This window comes from uncultured Kordia sp. (assembly GCF_947489565.1).
Classification (GTDB): domain Bacteria; phylum Bacteroidota; class Bacteroidia; order Flavobacteriales; family Flavobacteriaceae; genus Kordia.
Genome location: NZ_CANLEA010000019.1, coordinates 1 through 17,819, shown reverse-complemented (window position 1 = coordinate 17,819; position 17,819 = coordinate 1). Strand labels below are relative to the sequence as shown.

Sequence of the window (17,819 nt, the reverse complement as noted above, 5' to 3'; positions counted from 1 at the left end):
CCAAAATGATTTGCATACTTCTTTACAAAATCGTAACATTACGCTAGGAAACTAACCTTACAAACTATGCAAGAAGAAAACAATATTTCTGAAATTCAGGCAAACGACCAAACCATTATTAGCAATAAAGAATTAAGTATATGGGAAGCTTTACTTCCCGTGATAGCCTTAGTAGGTATGCTTGCTTATAATATTTATGTTTTTGGGGATGATGCACTAAGCGGTAGTAATCAATTCGTTCTTTTATTAGGAGCCGCTGTCGCTGCAATTGTTGGCTTTCGGAATAAAGTTTCTTATAAACGAATGCTAGAAGAAGTTGCAGAAAATGTAAAATCTACTACAGGAGCTTTATTAATTTTGCTGATGGTAGGTTCTTTAGCGGGAACTTGGTTGATTAGCGGAATTATTCCTACGATGATTTATTACGGTTTACAAATATTAAATCCAACCATATTTTTAGTTGCTTGTGTTGTCATATGTGCTATTATCTCTATTGCTACGGGAAGTAGTTGGACAACCTCAGCTACTGTTGGTATCGCTTTAATAGGTATTGGTGAAACTTTAGGAATCTCTACAGGAATGACCGCAGGAGCTGTACTTTCTGGAGCATATTTTGGTGATAAAATGTCTCCATTGAGTGATACTACAAACTTAGCACCTGCAATGGCTGGAGGAGAATTGTTCAGTCATATCAGATATATGGCACTAACAACAATACCAACAATAGTAGTAACGCTGATTATTTTTGCCATTATTGGACTAAATATAGATACAACAGGAACTCCACAAATTGATGATAAACTAGCTGCTATTGATGGAGCTTTTACCATAAGTCCTTGGCTTTTCATTGTTCCCATCATTGTAATTATCATGATTGTTAAAAAAACACCTCCTTTAATAGCATTATTAGTTGGATCATTATTAGGTGCAGCAGCTGCATTGATTGCTCAGCCTGATATTGTTGCCAGCATAGCCGGATCAGATTCTTTAACCTTTGAGTCTGCTTACAAAGGAATCATGAACGCATTAACAGTAGATACAAGTGTTGAAACTGCTAGTACTGAGCTTAATGATTTATTCACAGCTGGAGGAATGAAAGGTATGTTGGGCACTATTTGGTTAATTATTTGTGCGATGGTTTTTGGTGGTGTTATGGATGGTATTGGTGCATTGGCAAGAATTACCGAAGCTTTATTAAAAATGGCGACAAGTATATTTGGATTGTTTGCAAGTACCGTTGCGAGTTGTTTAGCATTAAATTTAACAGCATCCGATCAATATTTAGCTTTAGTTGTTCCTGGGAAAATGTTTAAAAAAGCCTATGAAGATAAGGGCTTAGCTCCAGAAAACTTAAGTAGAACCTTAGAAGATTCTGGAACAGTAACGTCTGTATTAATTCCATGGAATACTTGTGGAGCATACCATTCTAAAGTATTGTTTGGAGAAGCGGGTGTTACTTCTTATATACCTTATGTATTTTTCAGTATTCTAAGTCCATTTACAACGTTGATATTTGCAGCTTTTAAGATTAAAATAAAGCAATTGACTACCAAAACAGCTTAATTGTTTTTTATACACATAAAAAAAATCCTCTCAGTAGAGAGGATTTTTTGTTTATAACAATCGATGTTTCCGTGCCTTTTCTACAGCTTCTATTTTGTTGTGAACTTGGAGTTTTCTATAAATATTTTCAATATGCTTCCGAATGGTAGATGGAGACACAAACAGCTTTTCAGCAATTACCTGATAGCCCAAACCTTTGCTCAACTGTTCTAGAACTTCTTTTTCACGTTTGCTAAGTTTGATGTTCTCATTTTCGACATATTGCGGGACTTCTGCGGTTTGTAATATTTTTAATGCTTTCATTGCTATACTCGGAGTCATCGTTGCGCCACCTTTCATGACATCCAAAATTCCTTTGTGCAATTCGTCTGCGGTAGCTTCTTTGAGTAAATAACCATTTGCGCCCGATTGAATGGATTGCAAAATATTTTCATCATCATCAAATACAGTAATCATCACAATTTTAATTGTAGGAAAACGCTTTTTAATGATTTGAGTTGCTTCAATACCATTCATGTTTGGCATTTTTATATCCATCAAAATCAAATCGATTTCTTGGTTATTTTCTAGCTTTTCCACCAATTCTTTTCCATCTCGAGCACGAAATAGATACTGCAATTCTTCTTTAAAAAACGATAATTTTTCAATCAAAGCATTGGCTAAAAAAGTATTGTCTTCCGCAATGGCGATTTTATAATTCATAGATGATTAAATTTTATCTGCAACCGTTTTATCAATCGTTAAATGTATCGTAGTTCCATGATTTTTCTGAGAAATGACATTCAGTTTCCCATAGATTTCTTCGGCGCGTAATTGCATATTTTCCAAACCATTTCCAGCAGCATCTTCAGTTGTATCAAAACCTTTTCCGTCATCAGAAATAGCCAATACATATTGATCATTTTTTTCTTGAAAATGAATTGTGATTTCTTTGGAATTTGCATGTTTTATAGCATTGTTAATCGCTTCTTGCATGATTCTAAAGATATTAATTCCGACCAACGAAGAAAACGTAGTGCTTTCGGAAACTTCATTGGTAAATTCAATTTCAGCACCTGTTAAAATGCTGGCTTGTCCGATATGATTCATCATACGCTGCTCTAAATCTTCAAAATGAATTGCGTCCATGTTCATTGCCCAAATCGTGTCTCGCAACTGATTGATCGTATTTCGAGTAAAGAAATTAATATTTGACAACCGATCTAGAAAAGCTGGATTTTCATCTTTGAGTCCGTATTTTAAATTGTCAATCGAAGAAATAATAAAAGTCAATTGCGAACCAATATTATCATGCAAATCACGCGAAATTTTCAAACGTTGTTCGTGCAATTTATTCTGTGTTTCTACTTTGATTAAGGCATCTTTCAATTCGTTTTCTTTCTGTAATTGCCTATTTTTTAGCTTTTGTTGATTATACAATAAATATCCTAACGCCAGCAATACCAATACGCCAGCAATCATTCCATAAATCGTAGTGTTTTTTTGAGATATGCTTGCATTTTTCTCTGCTATTTGCGCGCGTTGCAATAATATTTCTTTCTCTTTTTCAGCCGATTGGTATTTTTCAAAAATTTCATTCGTTGCTATGGTTTCCTTTTCTTTTTGAATGGTATCCTGCAATTTGATAGTTTCTTGATAATACTGCGAAGCCTTTTCAAAATCGCCCAATTCTCTGTAAGCATTTGCCATTCTGCGCACTGCCTTACTTTTAATCATTGCTTGATCATCATCTATATTATCTAAGGCAATAGTATACGCATCTACAGCTGCTTGGTATTTTCCTTGATTGTAATAAGCAATTCCTAATAGTTGAATGTTTTTGGCGCGGTGTTTTCGAGCATTAAATCGCTGGTAAATTTCGTCTGCTTTTTTTAGATATAACACTGCGGAATCGCTTTGTTTTAATTGCTGATAGGTTTTTCCTAAACTATTATAACTTGTGGCCAATCCTTTTACATCATTCACTTTCTTTTTGGTCACCACCGATTTTTGTCCATAATATATACAAGAATCCAATTGTTTCAGCGCAGAGAAATTCATCACCATATTCGTGTACGAAGCGCCAATTCCATACGTATCCTTAGTTTCCTGCCTGATGGCTAAACTGCGTTTATGATACGTATTCGATTCTTTGTGACGTTCTAATTTTGAAAGTAACAAACCTATATTATTCAAACTATTTGCCTGTCCTCTTTGCTGCCCTAGATCTTTGAATATTTCATACGAACTCAGGTAGTAATCCATTGCCGTTTTGTATTCTTCTTTTCCCCAATAAATCAAGCCTTTATTATTATACACCGAAGCCATTGCGTCTTTATCCGCTGCCTTTTTAGCGATTTCATAGGCTTCATCATACCAAAACAAGGAACTATCTTTTTTTCCCACAATATCAAAGTAAATTCCCTTTCGCAATAAGGAACGTGTCTTTAAAAAAGTATTTTCAATCGTTTCACTTTTTTGAATGGCAATTTCTGAAAGTTCACGAGCAATTTCCGGCTTAGAATACGCATATTTAAAAAACACTTTATGTAGGTATTGCACACGTAGAGAATCGTTTTCCATGGCTTGCGTAACATTACCAATGCTATCTATAATTGCTTGATTGGTTTGTGCAGTTACTTGTAAACACAGTAACAACGTAACTATTTGCACAATACTTTTGGTGAATGTATTCATTGGTTCATAATTAGTTAGGCAATCGGAAATTAAGGTACAGGCTTTTAAGTACAATTCCAAAAAATGATGATAAGTCGTACGCATATGATCTAATTACAAATATCCGTCTATCTCGCTTTTTAAAGAATACGACATCTGCCCTATTTTTGAAGTTTCTGTAAAAAATAAATGCTTTTTTTCTCCTCGTTTCACACACACAATTTACTGGTAAACAATCGCTTAATATGTACCATAAACAGTTCCTATGGATTGATAGGAAAATCAAATTTTCTTTGTAAAATTCTCTTCGTTACTTATCTATATTTGCAGCCGTTAATAACATAAATTTTAAACACAAAATAATATGGCTTTCGTAGGAAAAAAATTCCCAAACTTGAATGTTGATGCAATGAACGAAATGGGAGATACTTTCAAATTAAACATCTTAGATGAAGCAGTAAACAACAAGAAAAAAGTATTGTTATTCTGGTACCCAAAAGATTTTACATTTGTTTGCCCAACAGAATTACACGCGTTTCAAGCTGCTTTAGGAGAATTTGAAAAAAGAAATACAATTGTAGTTGGAGCTTCTTGTGATACTCCAGAAGTACACTTTGCATGGTTAAACACTGAAAAAGATAACGGAGGAATTGAAGGTGTAACATATCCTTTATTAGCTGATAGCAATCGTAACTTATCTAGCATTTTAGGTATTTTAGATATTACAAACGAAGTATACGACGAAGAAACTGGAACGGTTCAAGTTGAAGGTGACAACGTAACATACAGAGCTACCTACTTAATTGACGAAGAAGGAACTGTTTTCCATGAAGGAATCAACCATATGCCAGTTGGTAGAAACGTAAACGAATATATCCGTTTGATTGATGCATACACGCACGTTCAAGAAAAAGGAGAAGTTTGTCCAGCAAACTGGGAAGAAGGAAAAGAAGCAATGAACGCTAACAGAAACGGTGTTGCTGAATATTTAGCTGCAAACGTTTAATTACACTAGTTATGGTTCAAGAATTAAATCAAGATAACTTGCAAGAATTGGTTGCCAGCAACGATACTGTTGTGGTACAATATTCTGCTTCTTGGTGTGGAAACTGCCGCATTATGAAGCCAAAAGTTAAGAAACTAGCTCGTGAGTTAGAAGGAGTAACTTTTGTGATTGCTGATGCTGAGAAGTTTCCAGAATCAAGACAATTGGCTACTGTAGACAATTTGCCAACATTCGCTACTTTTAAAAATGGAGCGTTTGTAAATCAAGTTCAGACTAACAAATTCGATGTTCTTAAAGAACTTGTTGAAGAAGTTGCTTAATTAATTAGAATAAGATTTCCATTTTTACGGAAATAAAAAACACGTTTTTTAATGAAATTACCTGTAATTAAACACTTAACACAATTTATTGCTGAAAATGACGAAGATTATGTTATTGAAACTATTGACACGTTGGAAGCACTAACCGAAGTTCCATCCTTAAAAGATGAAGAATTGGACGTTATTGGTGAATTGATCTCAAATATGTACGGCGCTATTGAAGTACATAAAATGGAGAAAGAAGGAACGCCAAGAAAAGAAGCGTTGAATAGTTTTATGCAACGTGTTATGGGTTCTATTGATAAGTAATAAATTGTACTATACATAAAGAAATCGTCTATAAATTTTACTTTATAGACGATTTTTTTATGTATCACTAGAAGTTTACTTTATCTAAGAAAAAAACAAAAAAAGAAGCTACCTTTTTAGATAGCTCCATTACAAAGAATTCTTTATTGTGATCTCTGTATTTATAAGGATTATATCAAAGGATTATACAAATCACTCAAGATCTGGTTCAGAACCAACTTGTGTACTTATTTCTCCTCCATAAATCATTTGAGGGCTTTGCATTTCATAAACTTCAAACTTTTCTCACATAGCAATATATTTAAGATTAATAACTTAAATATACGAATTAAAACAAAAAGAGCTGTCTTTTCTGACAGCTCCTTTTAATACTTTTTGATGTATATTAATTACACATCATATCTATCTAAGTTCATTACTTTCGACCAAGCTGCTGCAAAATCGTGTACAAACTTCTCTTTAGCATCATCACATGCATATACTTCTGCAATAGCTCTTAATTCTGTATTAGAACCAAAAATTAAGTCTGCACGTGTACCAACAAATGTAATTTGTCCTGTTTTTCTGTTACGTCCTTCAAACACTTGATCGTCATCAGAAGTAGCAGACCAAGTATACGTAAAGTCCAATACATTTCTAAAGAAATCATTTGTCAAACTTCCTACAGTATCAGTAAATACACCATGATTAGATCCGTTGTAGTTTGCGCCAAGTACACGCAATCCACCAACTAAAACTGTCATTTCCGGAATTGATAATGTCAATAAGTTAGCTCTGTCTACCAATGCGTCTTCTGCAGCTGTTTGGAATCCAGATTTTAAATAGTTTCTAAATCCATCTGAAGCTGGTTTTAAATTATTGAACGATTCAACATCTGTTTGTTCTTGTGAAGCGTCTCCTCTACCTTGTGTAAAAGAAACTGAAACATCTACTCCAGCACTTTTAGCTGCTTCTTCAACACCAACATTTCCTGCAAATACAATTAAATCTGCCATAGAAATTGTGCCGCTAAATTCGTTTTGAATTCCTTCAAGAACGCTCAATACTTTTCCTAATTCTACTGGATTGTTTACTTCCCAACTTCTTTGTGGCTCTAAACGAATTCGTGCACCATTGGCTCCTCCACGCATGTCAGAACCTCTAAAAGTAGAAGCGGAAGCCCAAGCAGTTTTTACTAATTGTGAAACTGTTAAAGTTGACCCTAAAATTAATTTTCTTAATTCTAAAAGATCTGAACCACTCAAAGTATAATCTACTGTTGGAATTGGATCTTGCCAGATTAATTCTTCTGCTGGAACTTCTGGACCTAAATAACGATCTTTTGGTCCCATATCACGATGTGTTAGCTTGAACCAAGCACGTGCAAATGCGTCTTCAAAAGCAGCATGATCTTCGTGGAAACGCTGTGATATTTTTAAATACTCAGGATCTATTTTCAACGCCATATCTGCTGTAGTCATCATCAATGCTTGCTTCTCGTTAGGATCACCTGCTGTTGGCGCCATACGTGCATTTGATGCTGCTGTTGGTGTCCATTGATGTGCTCCTGCTGGACTTTTCGTCAATTCCCAATCATAATTTAATAATACATCAAAGTAATCTGCATCCCATTGTATTGGATTTGGTGTCCAAGGACCTTCAATTCCACTCGTAATCGTATCATTTAAGACACCTGTTTTATATGTATTTTTCCATCCAGTACTCATTTCCTCTATAGAAGCTCCATGTGGCTCTGCTCCTACATACTCATCTGGATTTGCAGCTCCATGCGCTTTACCAAATGTATGTCCTCCAGCAACTAAAGCAACTGTTTCTTCATCGTTCATTGCCATTCTTTTGAATGTTACTCTAATATCATGAGCGGATTTTAAAGGATCAGGTTCTCCATTAGGTCCTTCAGGATTTACATAAATAAGTCCCATGTGTACGGCTCCTAAATGATCTTCTAATTCACCTGTTTCGTAGCGTTGTTCATTTCCAAGCCACTCATGCTCCATTCCCCAGTATATATCTTGTTCTGGCTCCCAAACATCAGTACGTCCTCCAGCAAAACCAAACGTTTTAAAGCCCATTGATTCCAATGCACAGTTTCCTGCAAGAATCATTAAATCGGCCCAAGAAATTTTTCGTCCATATTTTTGTTTCACAGGCCATAATAACAAACGAGCTTTGTCTAAGTTACCATTATCTGGCCAACTATTTAATGGTGCAAAACGATGTGTTCCTGTTCCTGCGCCTCCACGTCCGTCTCCTACTCTGTAGGTTCCGGCACTGTGCCAAGCCATACGAATCATAAAACCACCATAGTGTCCATAATCGGCTGGCCACCAATCTTGAGAATCGGTCATTAAATTGATTACATCTTGCTTTAATTCATCGTAATTAATACTGCTAAAAGCTGCTGCATAATCAAAATCTTTTCCCATAGGATCGGACTTCTCTGCATGTTGACGTAAAATATTTAGCTTTAGTTCATTTGGCCACCAATCTCTATTTGTAGTACCACCGCCAGCTACTTTTTTTGTAGTTCCATGTCCAAATGGACACTTACCTTCGTTGCTCATAATTTTTTTGGATGTTTGATTAATTTATACTGTGTTTTTTAAGTGTTCTAAAATTAGTTAATTATATATACATTATTAATAAAACAAATTGATTGTTTTTATTTTATAATAGATTTTTACTATATGTAAGTTGTTAAAAAATTAACGATAATTTACCATTTTTGGATGAGAAAATAGCTATTTTTAGAAATTATTAAAACAAATTAACCATGGCATCAGTAACCTTACAAGGAAACGAATTTCATACTTCGGGAAATTTACCAGAAGTTGGAGCTGCAGCTCCTGATTTTGCATTGACAGCAACAGATTTATCTACAAAAACTTTAGCAGATTATAAAGGATCTAAAGTAGTGTTAAACATTTTTCCTAGTATTGATACAGGAACGTGTGCCACTTCAGTACGTACTTTTAATAGAGAAGCTAGCGAATTAGAAAACACTAAGGTATTGTGTATTTCTCACGATTTACCATTTGCACAAGCACGTTTTTGTGGTGCAGAAGGTTTGGACAATGTCATTAACCTTTCTGATTATAAAAGTGGAAGCTTTGGAAAAGATTACGGTTTAAATTTTGTTGACGGACCTTTAGAGACATTACATTCTCGTGTGGTGGTGGTTATTGACGAAAACGGAACTGTAAAACATACTGAGCAAGTTGCAGAAATTGTAGACGAGCCTAATTATAAAGCAGCTTTGGAAGCATTATTAGATGATTAAATTCATTAAAGGAAGAATAAGAGGAGTTGGATATGCGTTTAAAGGCGCATATCTGCTCATTACCACTGAAGCTAGTGTAAAAGCTCAATTTTTCATTGGTGTTTTAGTGACCATTGCTGGATTTTATTTTGAAATTTCCAGAACTGAATGGATTGTCCAAATTCTTATTATTGGACTTATTATGAGTTTGGAAGGACTCAATACTGCCATTGAAGAAATTGCAGACTTCATACATCCCGAACATCACAAAAAAATAGGACTTATCAAAGATTTAGCTGCTGGAGCCGTATTTATCTTTGCTGTAGCAGCCGTTATTATTGGTTGCTTCATCTATATTCCAAAAATGATATAGTACACTACCGAATTCTCTATTGTTAAAAAAACATAAAAAACTACAGTCGCTTTCTTTTTTTTCTTACCTTAATGATATCATTCAATCAAAAAAACAATTATCATTATGAAAAAACAAGAGCTAAAAACACTGGCACTTAACAAAAAATCAATTTCTAATTTAGAAAATGTATTGAAAGGAGGAGTCGCGATTCCTAGTTACAAAGAATGTCCACAAGCAACGGGTTGTGTTGGACCAATTCGAAAAACATGTGGTATCATTAATTGTGAAATCAAAACCGATTTCTGTGCCTAATGAAAACATAGCGGGAGCAATCCCGCTTTTTCTTTTTCAAATGTTTCATCATTGTGCATTTAAACATATAAAAGTTCTTCATTCATATTCCTAAAATCAGATTCACAAACTCTTTGCGAAAAATGTCAGTTTAAATGTCAGTTTTCAAGCAACTTCTTTTTATACATTGTTGACTTATTAACTACAATATTCCACATTATGAAAAAAAGAAACCTAAAAAGTTTGGACCTAAACAAAAAATCAATTTCTATTCTTGATAATCTTGTAAAAGGTGGAGCTGCTCCAATTGAAAGTCTCATAGGTTGTGCTAACACAGGTTGTGTTGGGCCTATAAAACATACATGCGGCATTATAAACTGTGATCTAAAAAACGAAGATAACAGAAGCTAAAAAATGAGGCGGGAGAAATCCCGCTTTTTTATTGATTATTAGTTTTTGTAAATAGACTTCATAAAAATAATAATCATGCTAGCTTTTGTGCTTCTTCCAAAAATAAACAGATAACTACTTATAAAAAATGAGTTTTTAGTCAAATCAAAAGAAATCAACTATAAAATAGAACATATCAATAATGTGAATGTAATCATTTTAACCTCATATATATCTGTTCTAAAAATACTTTAAAACAGGACTTATAATTCATAAATCTAGACAAGTAATTATTTTTCCTACTTCTTTTTAACCTAATTTAGTTCCTTTATAAACCATAAAATTTAAAATCATGAAAAAAAGATCAATTAAAAATTTATCTTTAAAAAAGACGACCGTTAGCAAGTTAGATTCTGACCAAGTACAAGGAGGAAAAGCAGCTTCAATAACACTTTGGAATTCTTTACTTATTTGTGTTACAGAAATTACAAAAGGATATTGTCCTTCTTTAACATGTCCAAACGAAGAATAAAACTCTTCTAAATATTTTTCACCTTATTAAAATAGAATACTAGCGGGAGCAATCTCGCTTTTTCTTTTTCTTACATTTCTTTGTATAAATATTTGCTTCAAAGCACAACTTCACTCCTATTCATTATATATACTCGTATTTTACGGAAAAACGTTTCGCATAAAGATTAATTTTAAATATCTTGCGCAGTAAGCATAATTTGCATTTTTTGCAGTAAATAGCAATCTCTAAATGGCAAAGAAGAAAACCGAAAAAAAATCTAAAACAACAAAAAAAACTTCTAAAGGTTCTAAATTCAAAAAACCTGACTTTACTTTTACCCGACAGCATCAAATTATATTGGGGAGTTTACTCATGTTATTTGCAATTGCCTTGTTTGTTGCTTTTGCTTCGTATTTTTTTACGGGTCAAGTCGATCAAAGTGCGTTAGCAAATACCGATGGCACAGCTCAAACACAAAATTGGATGCAAAAGTTTGGAGCTGGCATTAGCAATTTCTTTATCTATGAAGGATTTGGAATTGCATCATTTATATTTGCAAGTTTACTATTTGTCACTGGCTTGTACCTATTAATGGATATCAAAAAGAAGTTATTTAACAGATGGTTTTGGGGAAGTGTTATTGTAATTTGGCTTTCTGTCTTTTTAGGATTCTTCTTTAACTCAGCGCCTATTTTAGGAGGAACTATTGGTTTTGAAATTAACTCGTATTTACAAGTATATATTGGTAAAATTGGTGTAGGATTGTTGTTAGTTTTCGGAGCCATTATCTATGGTGTATTTCGTTTGAAGCTTACGCCAGAACACGTTACCGAATATATCAACAAACGTAAATCTTCTATCAAAGAAGATTTTGCAGAAGAAGAGATTCCAACGGAAACCACAGAAAATACTTCAACAACTGAAGAAACAACTCCAACAGAAGATACTGTTACCGCTGAAATTCCAGAAACAAAAGACAATACAACAGAAACTGAAAAGTCAGAGTTTGAATTATCGGTTGAAAATGTACAACCAACGATTAAAAATCATTCTGTAAGAGATACCACAAATAAAGATTCCGATGTAAAAGACACTTCTTTTGAAGTAGAAATTCCAAAAGAAGAAGAAGAAACCACGATTCAAGTTGAGAAGATTGTAGAAGAAAAAACGGTTACCGAAAATTTGTCGGACAAACTTGTCAAAGAACACGGAGAATTTGATCCAACCTTAGAATTGGGTAATTTCCGCTTTCCAACCATTGAACTCTTAAAAGATTATACCAACGGTAGTTCTATCACCATCAATCAGGAAGAACTCGAAGGAAATAAAAACCAAATTGTGACCACGCTTCGCAATTACAAAATAGAAATTGCAAGTATCAAAGCAACAGTTGGACCAACGGTAACGCTGTACGAAATCATACCAGAAGCCGGTGTACGTATCTCTAAGATTAAAAATTTAGAAGATGATATTGCACTTTCATTGGCTGCGTTAGGAATTCGTATTATTGCGCCAATGCCTGGAAAAGGTACAATTGGTATTGAAGTTCCCAATAAGAAACCTGCAATCGTTTCCATGCGTTCGGCAATAGCTTCCAAGAAGTTTCAAGAAGCCGAAATGCAATTGCCAATTGCGTTTGGAAAAACGATTAGCAACGAAACTTTGGTAGTTGATTTAGCCAAAATGCCGCATTTATTGATGGCGGGAGCAACTGGACAAGGTAAATCGGTGGGACTGAATTGTATTTTGACTTCTATCTTATACAAAAAACATCCTGCGGAAGTAAAGTTTGTCTTGGTAGATCCGAAAAAAGTGGAATTGACATTGTTCAATAAAATAGAACGTCACTATTTAGCAAAACTTCCAGATTCTGAAGAAGCGATTATCACAGACAATTCTAAAGTAATTAACACGCTGAATTCTCTTTGTATTGAAATGGATCAGCGTTACGATTTACTCAAGAATGCCTTGTGCCGTAATATTGTGGAATACAATACAAAATTTAAAGCTCGAAAGCTGAATCCGAATGACGGACATAAGTTTTTACCATATATCGTCTTAGTGGTGGATGAATTTGCCGATTTAATCATGACGGCAGGAAAAGAAGTAGAAACACCAATTGCTCGTTTAGCTCAGTTGGCACGTGCTATTGGAATACATTTAATTATTGCGACACAAAGACCTTCTGTAAATGTAATTACAGGTATGATTAAAGCGAATTTCCCTGCCAGAGTCGCTTTCCGCGTAATGTCGAAAATAGATTCTCGTACCATTTTAGATAATTCAGGAGCCGATCAATTAATTGGTCGTGGTGATATGTTATACACACAAGGAAACGATTTAATTCGTATACAATGTGCTTTTGTAGATACGCCAGAAGTTGAGAAAATCACTGATTTTATCGGAGCTCAGAAAGCGTATCCTGATGCCTTTATCTTACCAGAATACTCAGGTGAAGAAAGTGGCACAAGTCTTGATATAGACATTTCAGATAGAGACAAACTGTTCCGTCAAGCAGCAGAAGTTATCGTAATTGCACAGCAAGGTTCGGCCTCGTTATTACAACGAAAATTAAAATTAGGCTACAATCGTGCAGGGCGATTAATTGATCAATTGGAAGCGGCTGGAATCGTAGGTCAATTTGAGGGAAGCAAGGCGCGACAAGTGCTTGTTCCAGATATTTTAGCTTTAGAACAATTATTAGAAAACGAAAAAAATGGATAAAATGAAAAAATTAGTTTTAGTGTTGGTATTAGGAGTGTTTACATTGAATGTAAGTGCGCAAAATGCTCAAAAAGCAAAAAAACTATTAGATGAAGTTTCCGCCAAAGTAAATAGTTACAACAATATTCAGATCGACTTTAAATATGAGTTGAATAATAAAGAAGCAAATACCAAGCAAGAATCGAAAGGAAATGTAACGCTTGAAGGCGATAAATATTTGCTAAACTTTTTAGGTTTTACAAAAATCTACGATACTAAAAAAGTATATACAATTGTGCCTGCAAACGAAGAAGTAACTATTTCGGATGCCGAAGATGATGAAACAGGATTATCTCCTTCTGAAATGCTTACCTTCTATAAAAAAGGATATTCTTACGAATGGGATATTTTACAAAATGTACGTGGCAGAAAAATTCAATACATCAAATTAACTCCAACAAACTCAGAATCAGATATTAAAAGTGTTTTATTGGGAATTGATGTAAAAACAAAACATATTTACAATTTACTAGAAACAGGAAAAAATGGCACAAATACCACTTTAACTGTTAATTCTTTTAAAACGAATCAGCCTTTATCAAAAAGCTTATTTATATTTGACGAATCGAAATACGAGGACTATTATATAGATAAAAATTAGGCTACTTGAAAATACTTGATAGATACATACTTAAGAGTTACCTCTTAACGTTCCTTACCGTGTTTGTAATATTTATGTTCATATTTATATTACAAACCGTTTGGCTTTTTATAGGAGAATTGGCAGGAAAAGGACTGGACGTAGGAATCATTTTAAAATTCTTACTATACACAGCGCCTAAGCTAATTCCATTAGTACTTCCATTAAGTATTTTAGTATCTTCTATTATGACTTTTGGTCGATTTGCAGAAAGCTATGAATTTGCTGCAATGAAATCCACAGGAATTTCGTTACAACGCGCCATGCGAAGCTTAGTAGTATTTATTGTATTGCTTGGTATTGGAACGTTTTTCTTTAATAACAATGTAATTCCTTGGTCAGAATTCAAACAATACAATCTTCGTAAAAACTTAGCAAAGAAAAAACCTGCTTTGGCCATTGGTGAAGGTGTTTTTAACGACATCGGAAACATCAATATTAAAGTAGATAAAAAATACGGTGATAACGATCAACTGCTAGATAAAGTAATTATTCACGAGAAATCGAATGATAAGAAGAATCGTGTGGTATTAAAGTCTAAAAGTGGTGAGCTGAAAAGCAGTCCTGATTCCGATATCTTACAAATGGTATTGTTTGATGGAAATCGTTATGAAGATGTAAAATCTACCGATCCAAAAGAGATTTTGCGCTTGCAACACGCCAAAGTTTCGTTTGAAAAATATACCATGAATATTGACTTGCGTGAGGTAAACAAAGTCGATTTTAATGATGAAAGTAATGGAACCTATAAAATGTTTACTGTAGGTCAATTGATTGATACAACTGCGGTTTACGAAAAGAAATACAAGCAAGAAAAAATAGGTTTTGGTGACAATATGTACAAACGTACTGGAATTGTGATCATTGAAAAAGATTCTACCAACAGAGTTCCTTTGGACTCTATAAGTACTACTGACAATATTCTGGATGTACTTTCTTTAAAGAATAAAAAACGTGCCTTAGATATTTCTATCACCAACATCAAAGGACGTCGTACAACACTTGAAAATACGGAGAATCGCTTTAAGCGAATGGAGAAAAAGATGAATCATCATAAAATATTTATGCATGATAAATTTGCCGTTGCCATTGCATGTATCATTCTATTCTTTGTCGGTGCGCCGTTAGGAGCTATTATCCGTAAAGGTGGAATTGGATTGCCTATGGTTATTGCCATTTGTTTGTTTTTAGCATATCACTTTATTGGAATTTTTGGAAAAAACAGTGCCGAAGATGGAAGTATTCCTCCATGGCTGGGAACGTGGCTCTCCACGATGATTATGTTTCCGCTGAGTATTTACTTTACACGTAGAGCTACTTCTGATCAAGGATTGTTTAGTTTCTCATTGAAAGGGTTATTTGTGAAACTTACTGAAGACGAAAATGAAGCTAAAACTACAGAATTGGCTGTCATTACAGAAACTGACAGACAAAGTACTGATAAGTTAACTGCTCTAAGTGACACACAATTAATGGATGTCGTTCAAAACTATCGCAAGTACAACTACAGTGATGGCGAACGAAGTTTAGCTATTGGAATTTTAGGCGATCGTGGAATTACACAAGGACGACTAAAAGTATTGGGAGTTTTTGAAAATGACACTAATAAGGATATTGAAAAAACCTATTCTTCATACTTAAAAGCTTCAAAACTTTCATTCTTCTATTATGTCCCATTTATTATTTCAGCGCTTTCATTGCCAATTTTAAATAATAATATGGAATTGAAAGACTGGATGTTTTATGGCTTGCTTGCCTCAGCAATTATCTTTGGAATCTTGTTCATTTACAGATTTGTGCGTTCCAATATTTTCTTGCGTAATATTATGGATGGCATTGGCGTAAAGGCTAAGAAAAAAGCGAACATTCAAACCATTTCTATTATTGGTTTTGTATTTTACTTTGTTACATTCTTTATCGTAAGATCGCGTATCAAAAAAGAAATGCACAGAGAAACTAAGAAGAATCTATAAACCTTCTATCCTTTTGGGTAACAGTAATTTGGTTTTGTAACTTTTATACATAACCAAAAACTTTATATCATGTTACAAAACATTTTAGCGCTAGAAGACGTGCAAGAATTAGACAAAAAAACTCAAAAAGAAGTTACTGGCGGATTGGTATGCGCTTGTCTTTATTTTAATGGAGAAAAATGGGTTTGCTGCTAAAACAGTGTATCTTTAAAATTATTTTTAAGTTCCTATCCTATTTATTATTTATAAGTATTGTAGGAACTTTTTTAATGAAATGCATCTCATAATTTTGTCCAATACTCATATCAATCTTTACTATCTTTTTATAAAGCAGATTGAATAAGAATCCTTATTTTTGTGAGCAAATTATATTCAAAATGACAGCAACTACAAAAGTGAAAGCCGAAACGCAATTACATAGCATCCATGAAGCCATTGAAGACATCCGACAAGGAAAAGTAATCATTGTAGTTGACGATGAAAATCGTGAAAATGAAGGTGATTTTTTAGCTGCTGCTGAAAAGGTAACTCCAGAAATGATCAACTTTATGGCAACGCATGGTCGTGGTTTAATTTGTGCGCCTTTGACAGAAAATCGTTGTAAAGAATTGCAATTGGGAATGATGGTGAGCAACAATACCGATCCGATGGAAACTGCTTTTACCATTTCTGTAGATTTGAAAGGAAACGGTGTTACGACTGGAATTTCTGCTTCCGATCGTTCTAAAACGGTGCAAGCTTTAATCGATAAAAACACAAGACCTTTTGATTTGGCACGTCCTGGACATATTTTTCCGTTAAAAGCGAAAGAAGGTGGCGTATTGCGTAGAACAGGTCATACAGAAGCTGCCATTGATTTTGCACGTTTGGCTGGTTTGCAACCTGCTGGTGTCATTGTAGAAATCATGAACGAAGACGGTACCATGGCACGTTTGCCACAATTGCTGGAAGTTGCTAAAAATTTTGATTTAAAAATTGTTTCTATAGAAGACTTAGTGGCGTACCGAATGGAGCACGATTCTTTGATTGAGAAAAAAGAAGATTTTAATGTACAAACACGTTTCGGAGAATTCCGCATGCGTGCGTATCTACAAACTACCAATAATAGAGTCCATATTTCCTTAACCAAAGGAAGCTGGTCAGCAGATGAACCTGTACTCACACGTATCAATTCTACTTTAGTAAATGATGATATTTTAGGAACTTTGACCAACAACGCTGATAAGAAATTGGACGATATGTTCCGTTTGATCAATGACGAAGGAAAAGGTGCTATTATTTTTATCAATCAAGATCACAGTTCGTTGAATTTATTGCACAGAATCAAAGAATTGAAAGCCTTACAAACAGATGGCGAATACAAAGCGCCAAAGATTAAAATGGACTCAAAAGACTTCGGAATTGGAGCGCAAATTCTACATGACATCAATATTAGTAAAATCAAATTAGTGACCAATACACATCAAGAAAAACGTGTTGGTATGATTGGGTATGGTTTGGAAATTGTAGATTATGTTTCTTATTAAATAGGTCGCTATCGCTGTTAGATATTAGATCGCTGCGCTGTTAGAACGCTTTGCTTTTAGATGTATTGAATAAAATGATGAACTCAAAACGTCTTTTCGAGTGATTTTTGTAAAAAATTGTATCGAGAAATGTTTGATGTTAGACGCGCTGCGCTCTTAGAACGCTTTGCTGTTAGATTTTTAGACTTGCTTTGCTCTTGGACATGCTTTGCTTTTAGATATGATTGGGCAAAATTATAAACTCAAAACGTCTTT

General features: G+C 34.2%; 17 protein-coding genes. 14 read left to right on the top strand and 3 right to left on the bottom strand.

All coding sequences use genetic code 11. The features are described from left to right. The first annotated feature begins 66 nt into the window (after positions 1-66). Positions 67-1,563, top strand: coding sequence for a Na+/H+ antiporter NhaC (gene nhaC, locus Q0845_RS21610; protein ID WP_298517761.1), 1,497 nt, complete (start codon positions 67-69; stop codon positions 1,561-1,563). 51 nt (positions 1,564-1,614) lie between these two features. Here nhaC and Q0845_RS21605 read toward each other — a convergent pair whose 3' ends face one another. After that, entirely contained in the window at positions 1,615-2,265 is a 651-nt protein-coding gene (locus tag Q0845_RS21605) for a response regulator transcription factor (protein ID WP_298517758.1), read from the bottom strand. Between the two features lie 6 nt (positions 2,266-2,271). Continuing rightward, the gene (locus tag Q0845_RS21600; RefSeq protein WP_298517755.1) at positions 2,272-4,239 is read right to left on the bottom strand and encodes a sensor histidine kinase; all 1,968 of its coding nucleotides are present in this window, start codon (positions 4,237-4,239) and stop codon (positions 2,272-2,274) included. A 343-nt stretch (positions 4,240-4,582) separates the two neighbouring features. Between Q0845_RS21600 and Q0845_RS21595 the strand changes: the two genes are divergently transcribed. Genes Q0845_RS21595 through Q0845_RS21585 form a run of 3 tightly spaced genes read left to right on the top strand, consistent with a single transcriptional unit; the run spans position 4,583 to position 5,853 of the window. Next, positions 4,583-5,224 (top strand): peroxiredoxin, encoded by a 642-nt coding sequence (locus Q0845_RS21595; protein ID WP_298517752.1) that lies wholly within the window; start codon positions 4,583-4,585, stop codon positions 5,222-5,224. 11 nt (positions 5,225-5,235) lie between these two features. Next, positions 5,236-5,544 (top strand): co-chaperone YbbN, encoded by a 309-nt coding sequence (locus Q0845_RS21590; protein ID WP_298517749.1) that lies wholly within the window; start codon positions 5,236-5,238, stop codon positions 5,542-5,544. Positions 5,545-5,595: 51 nt separating this feature from the next. Beyond that, on the top strand, positions 5,596-5,853 hold the full coding sequence (locus tag Q0845_RS21585; RefSeq protein ID WP_298517746.1) for a hypothetical protein: 258 nt from the start codon (positions 5,596-5,598) through the stop codon (positions 5,851-5,853). A gap of 389 nt (positions 5,854-6,242) precedes the next feature. Here Q0845_RS21585 and katG read toward each other — a convergent pair whose 3' ends face one another. Continuing rightward, complete coding sequence (katG, locus tag Q0845_RS21580) at positions 6,243-8,417, bottom strand: catalase/peroxidase HPI (protein WP_298517743.1); 2,175 nt, start codon at positions 8,415-8,417, stop codon at positions 6,243-6,245. Positions 8,418-8,626: 209 nt separating this feature from the next. Between katG and tpx the strand changes: the two genes are divergently transcribed. The 10 genes from tpx (at position 8,627) to ribB (ending at position 17,564) form a co-directional block, all read left to right on the top strand. Continuing rightward, the gene (gene tpx, locus Q0845_RS21575) at positions 8,627-9,133 is read left to right on the top strand and encodes a thiol peroxidase (protein WP_298517740.1); all 507 of its coding nucleotides are present in this window, start codon (positions 8,627-8,629) and stop codon (positions 9,131-9,133) included. Next, complete coding sequence (locus Q0845_RS21570; protein ID WP_298517738.1) at positions 9,126-9,485, top strand: diacylglycerol kinase; 360 nt, start codon at positions 9,126-9,128, stop codon at positions 9,483-9,485. Before tpx ends, Q0845_RS21570 begins: the two co-directional genes overlap by 8 nt. Positions 9,486-9,590: 105 nt before the next feature. After that, positions 9,591-9,779, top strand: coding sequence for a hypothetical protein (locus Q0845_RS21565; RefSeq protein WP_298517735.1), 189 nt, complete (start codon positions 9,591-9,593; stop codon positions 9,777-9,779). 198 nt (positions 9,780-9,977) lie between these two features. Further along, entirely contained in the window at positions 9,978-10,169 is a 192-nt protein-coding gene (locus Q0845_RS21560; protein WP_298517732.1) for a hypothetical protein, read from the top strand. Positions 10,170-10,500: 331 nt separating this feature from the next. Continuing rightward, positions 10,501-10,680: a class I lanthipeptide gene (locus tag Q0845_RS21555; protein ID WP_298517729.1), complete on the top strand. Its 180-nt coding sequence runs from the start codon at positions 10,501-10,503 to the stop codon at positions 10,678-10,680. 231 nt (positions 10,681-10,911) lie between these two features. Then, complete coding sequence (locus tag Q0845_RS21550; protein WP_298517726.1) at positions 10,912-13,386, top strand: DNA translocase FtsK; 2,475 nt, start codon at positions 10,912-10,914, stop codon at positions 13,384-13,386. Between the two features lies 1 nt (position 13,387). Further along, positions 13,388-14,026, top strand: coding sequence for an outer membrane lipoprotein carrier protein LolA (locus tag Q0845_RS21545; protein ID WP_298517723.1), 639 nt, complete (start codon positions 13,388-13,390; stop codon positions 14,024-14,026). Between the two features lie 5 nt (positions 14,027-14,031). Next, a complete protein-coding gene (locus tag Q0845_RS21540; protein ID WP_298517720.1) occupies positions 14,032-16,038 on the top strand; it encodes an LptF/LptG family permease in 2,007 nt (668 codons plus the stop codon). Between the two features lie 69 nt (positions 16,039-16,107). Further along, entirely contained in the window at positions 16,108-16,233 is a 126-nt protein-coding gene (locus Q0845_RS21535; protein ID WP_298517716.1) for a hypothetical protein, read from the top strand. A gap of 182 nt (positions 16,234-16,415) precedes the next feature. Next, on the top strand, positions 16,416-17,564 hold the full coding sequence (gene ribB / locus Q0845_RS21530) for a 3,4-dihydroxy-2-butanone-4-phosphate synthase (protein ID WP_298517713.1): 1,149 nt from the start codon (positions 16,416-16,418) through the stop codon (positions 17,562-17,564). Positions 17,565-17,819: the final 255 nt, after the last annotated feature.

Coding starts and splice junctions, on each gene's coding strand:
- nhaC (WP_298517761.1), top strand. CDS start 67: ATGCAAGAAGAAAACAATATTTCTGAAATTCAGGCAAACGACCAAACC.
- Q0845_RS21605 (WP_298517758.1), bottom strand. CDS start 2,265: ATGAATTATAAAATCGCCATTGCGGAAGACAATACTTTTTTAGCCAAT.
- Q0845_RS21600 (WP_298517755.1), bottom strand. CDS start 4,239: ATGAATACATTCACCAAAAGTATTGTGCAAATAGTTACGTTGTTACTG.
- Q0845_RS21595 (WP_298517752.1), top strand. CDS start 4,583: ATGGCTTTCGTAGGAAAAAAATTCCCAAACTTGAATGTTGATGCAATG.
- Q0845_RS21590 (WP_298517749.1), top strand. CDS start 5,236: ATGGTTCAAGAATTAAATCAAGATAACTTGCAAGAATTGGTTGCCAGC.
- Q0845_RS21585 (WP_298517746.1), top strand. CDS start 5,596: ATGAAATTACCTGTAATTAAACACTTAACACAATTTATTGCTGAAAAT.
- katG (WP_298517743.1), bottom strand. CDS start 8,417: ATGAGCAACGAAGGTAAGTGTCCATTTGGACATGGAACTACAAAAAAA.
- tpx (WP_298517740.1), top strand. CDS start 8,627: ATGGCATCAGTAACCTTACAAGGAAACGAATTTCATACTTCGGGAAAT.
- Q0845_RS21570 (WP_298517738.1), top strand. CDS start 9,126: ATGATTAAATTCATTAAAGGAAGAATAAGAGGAGTTGGATATGCGTTT.
- Q0845_RS21565 (WP_298517735.1), top strand. CDS start 9,591: ATGAAAAAACAAGAGCTAAAAACACTGGCACTTAACAAAAAATCAATT.
- Q0845_RS21560 (WP_298517732.1), top strand. CDS start 9,978: ATGAAAAAAAGAAACCTAAAAAGTTTGGACCTAAACAAAAAATCAATT.
- Q0845_RS21555 (WP_298517729.1), top strand. CDS start 10,501: ATGAAAAAAAGATCAATTAAAAATTTATCTTTAAAAAAGACGACCGTT.
- Q0845_RS21550 (WP_298517726.1), top strand. CDS start 10,912: ATGGCAAAGAAGAAAACCGAAAAAAAATCTAAAACAACAAAAAAAACT.
- Q0845_RS21545 (WP_298517723.1), top strand. CDS start 13,388: ATGAAAAAATTAGTTTTAGTGTTGGTATTAGGAGTGTTTACATTGAAT.
- Q0845_RS21535 (WP_298517716.1), top strand. CDS start 16,108: ATGTTACAAAACATTTTAGCGCTAGAAGACGTGCAAGAATTAGACAAA.
- ribB (WP_298517713.1), top strand. CDS start 16,416: ATGACAGCAACTACAAAAGTGAAAGCCGAAACGCAATTACATAGCATC.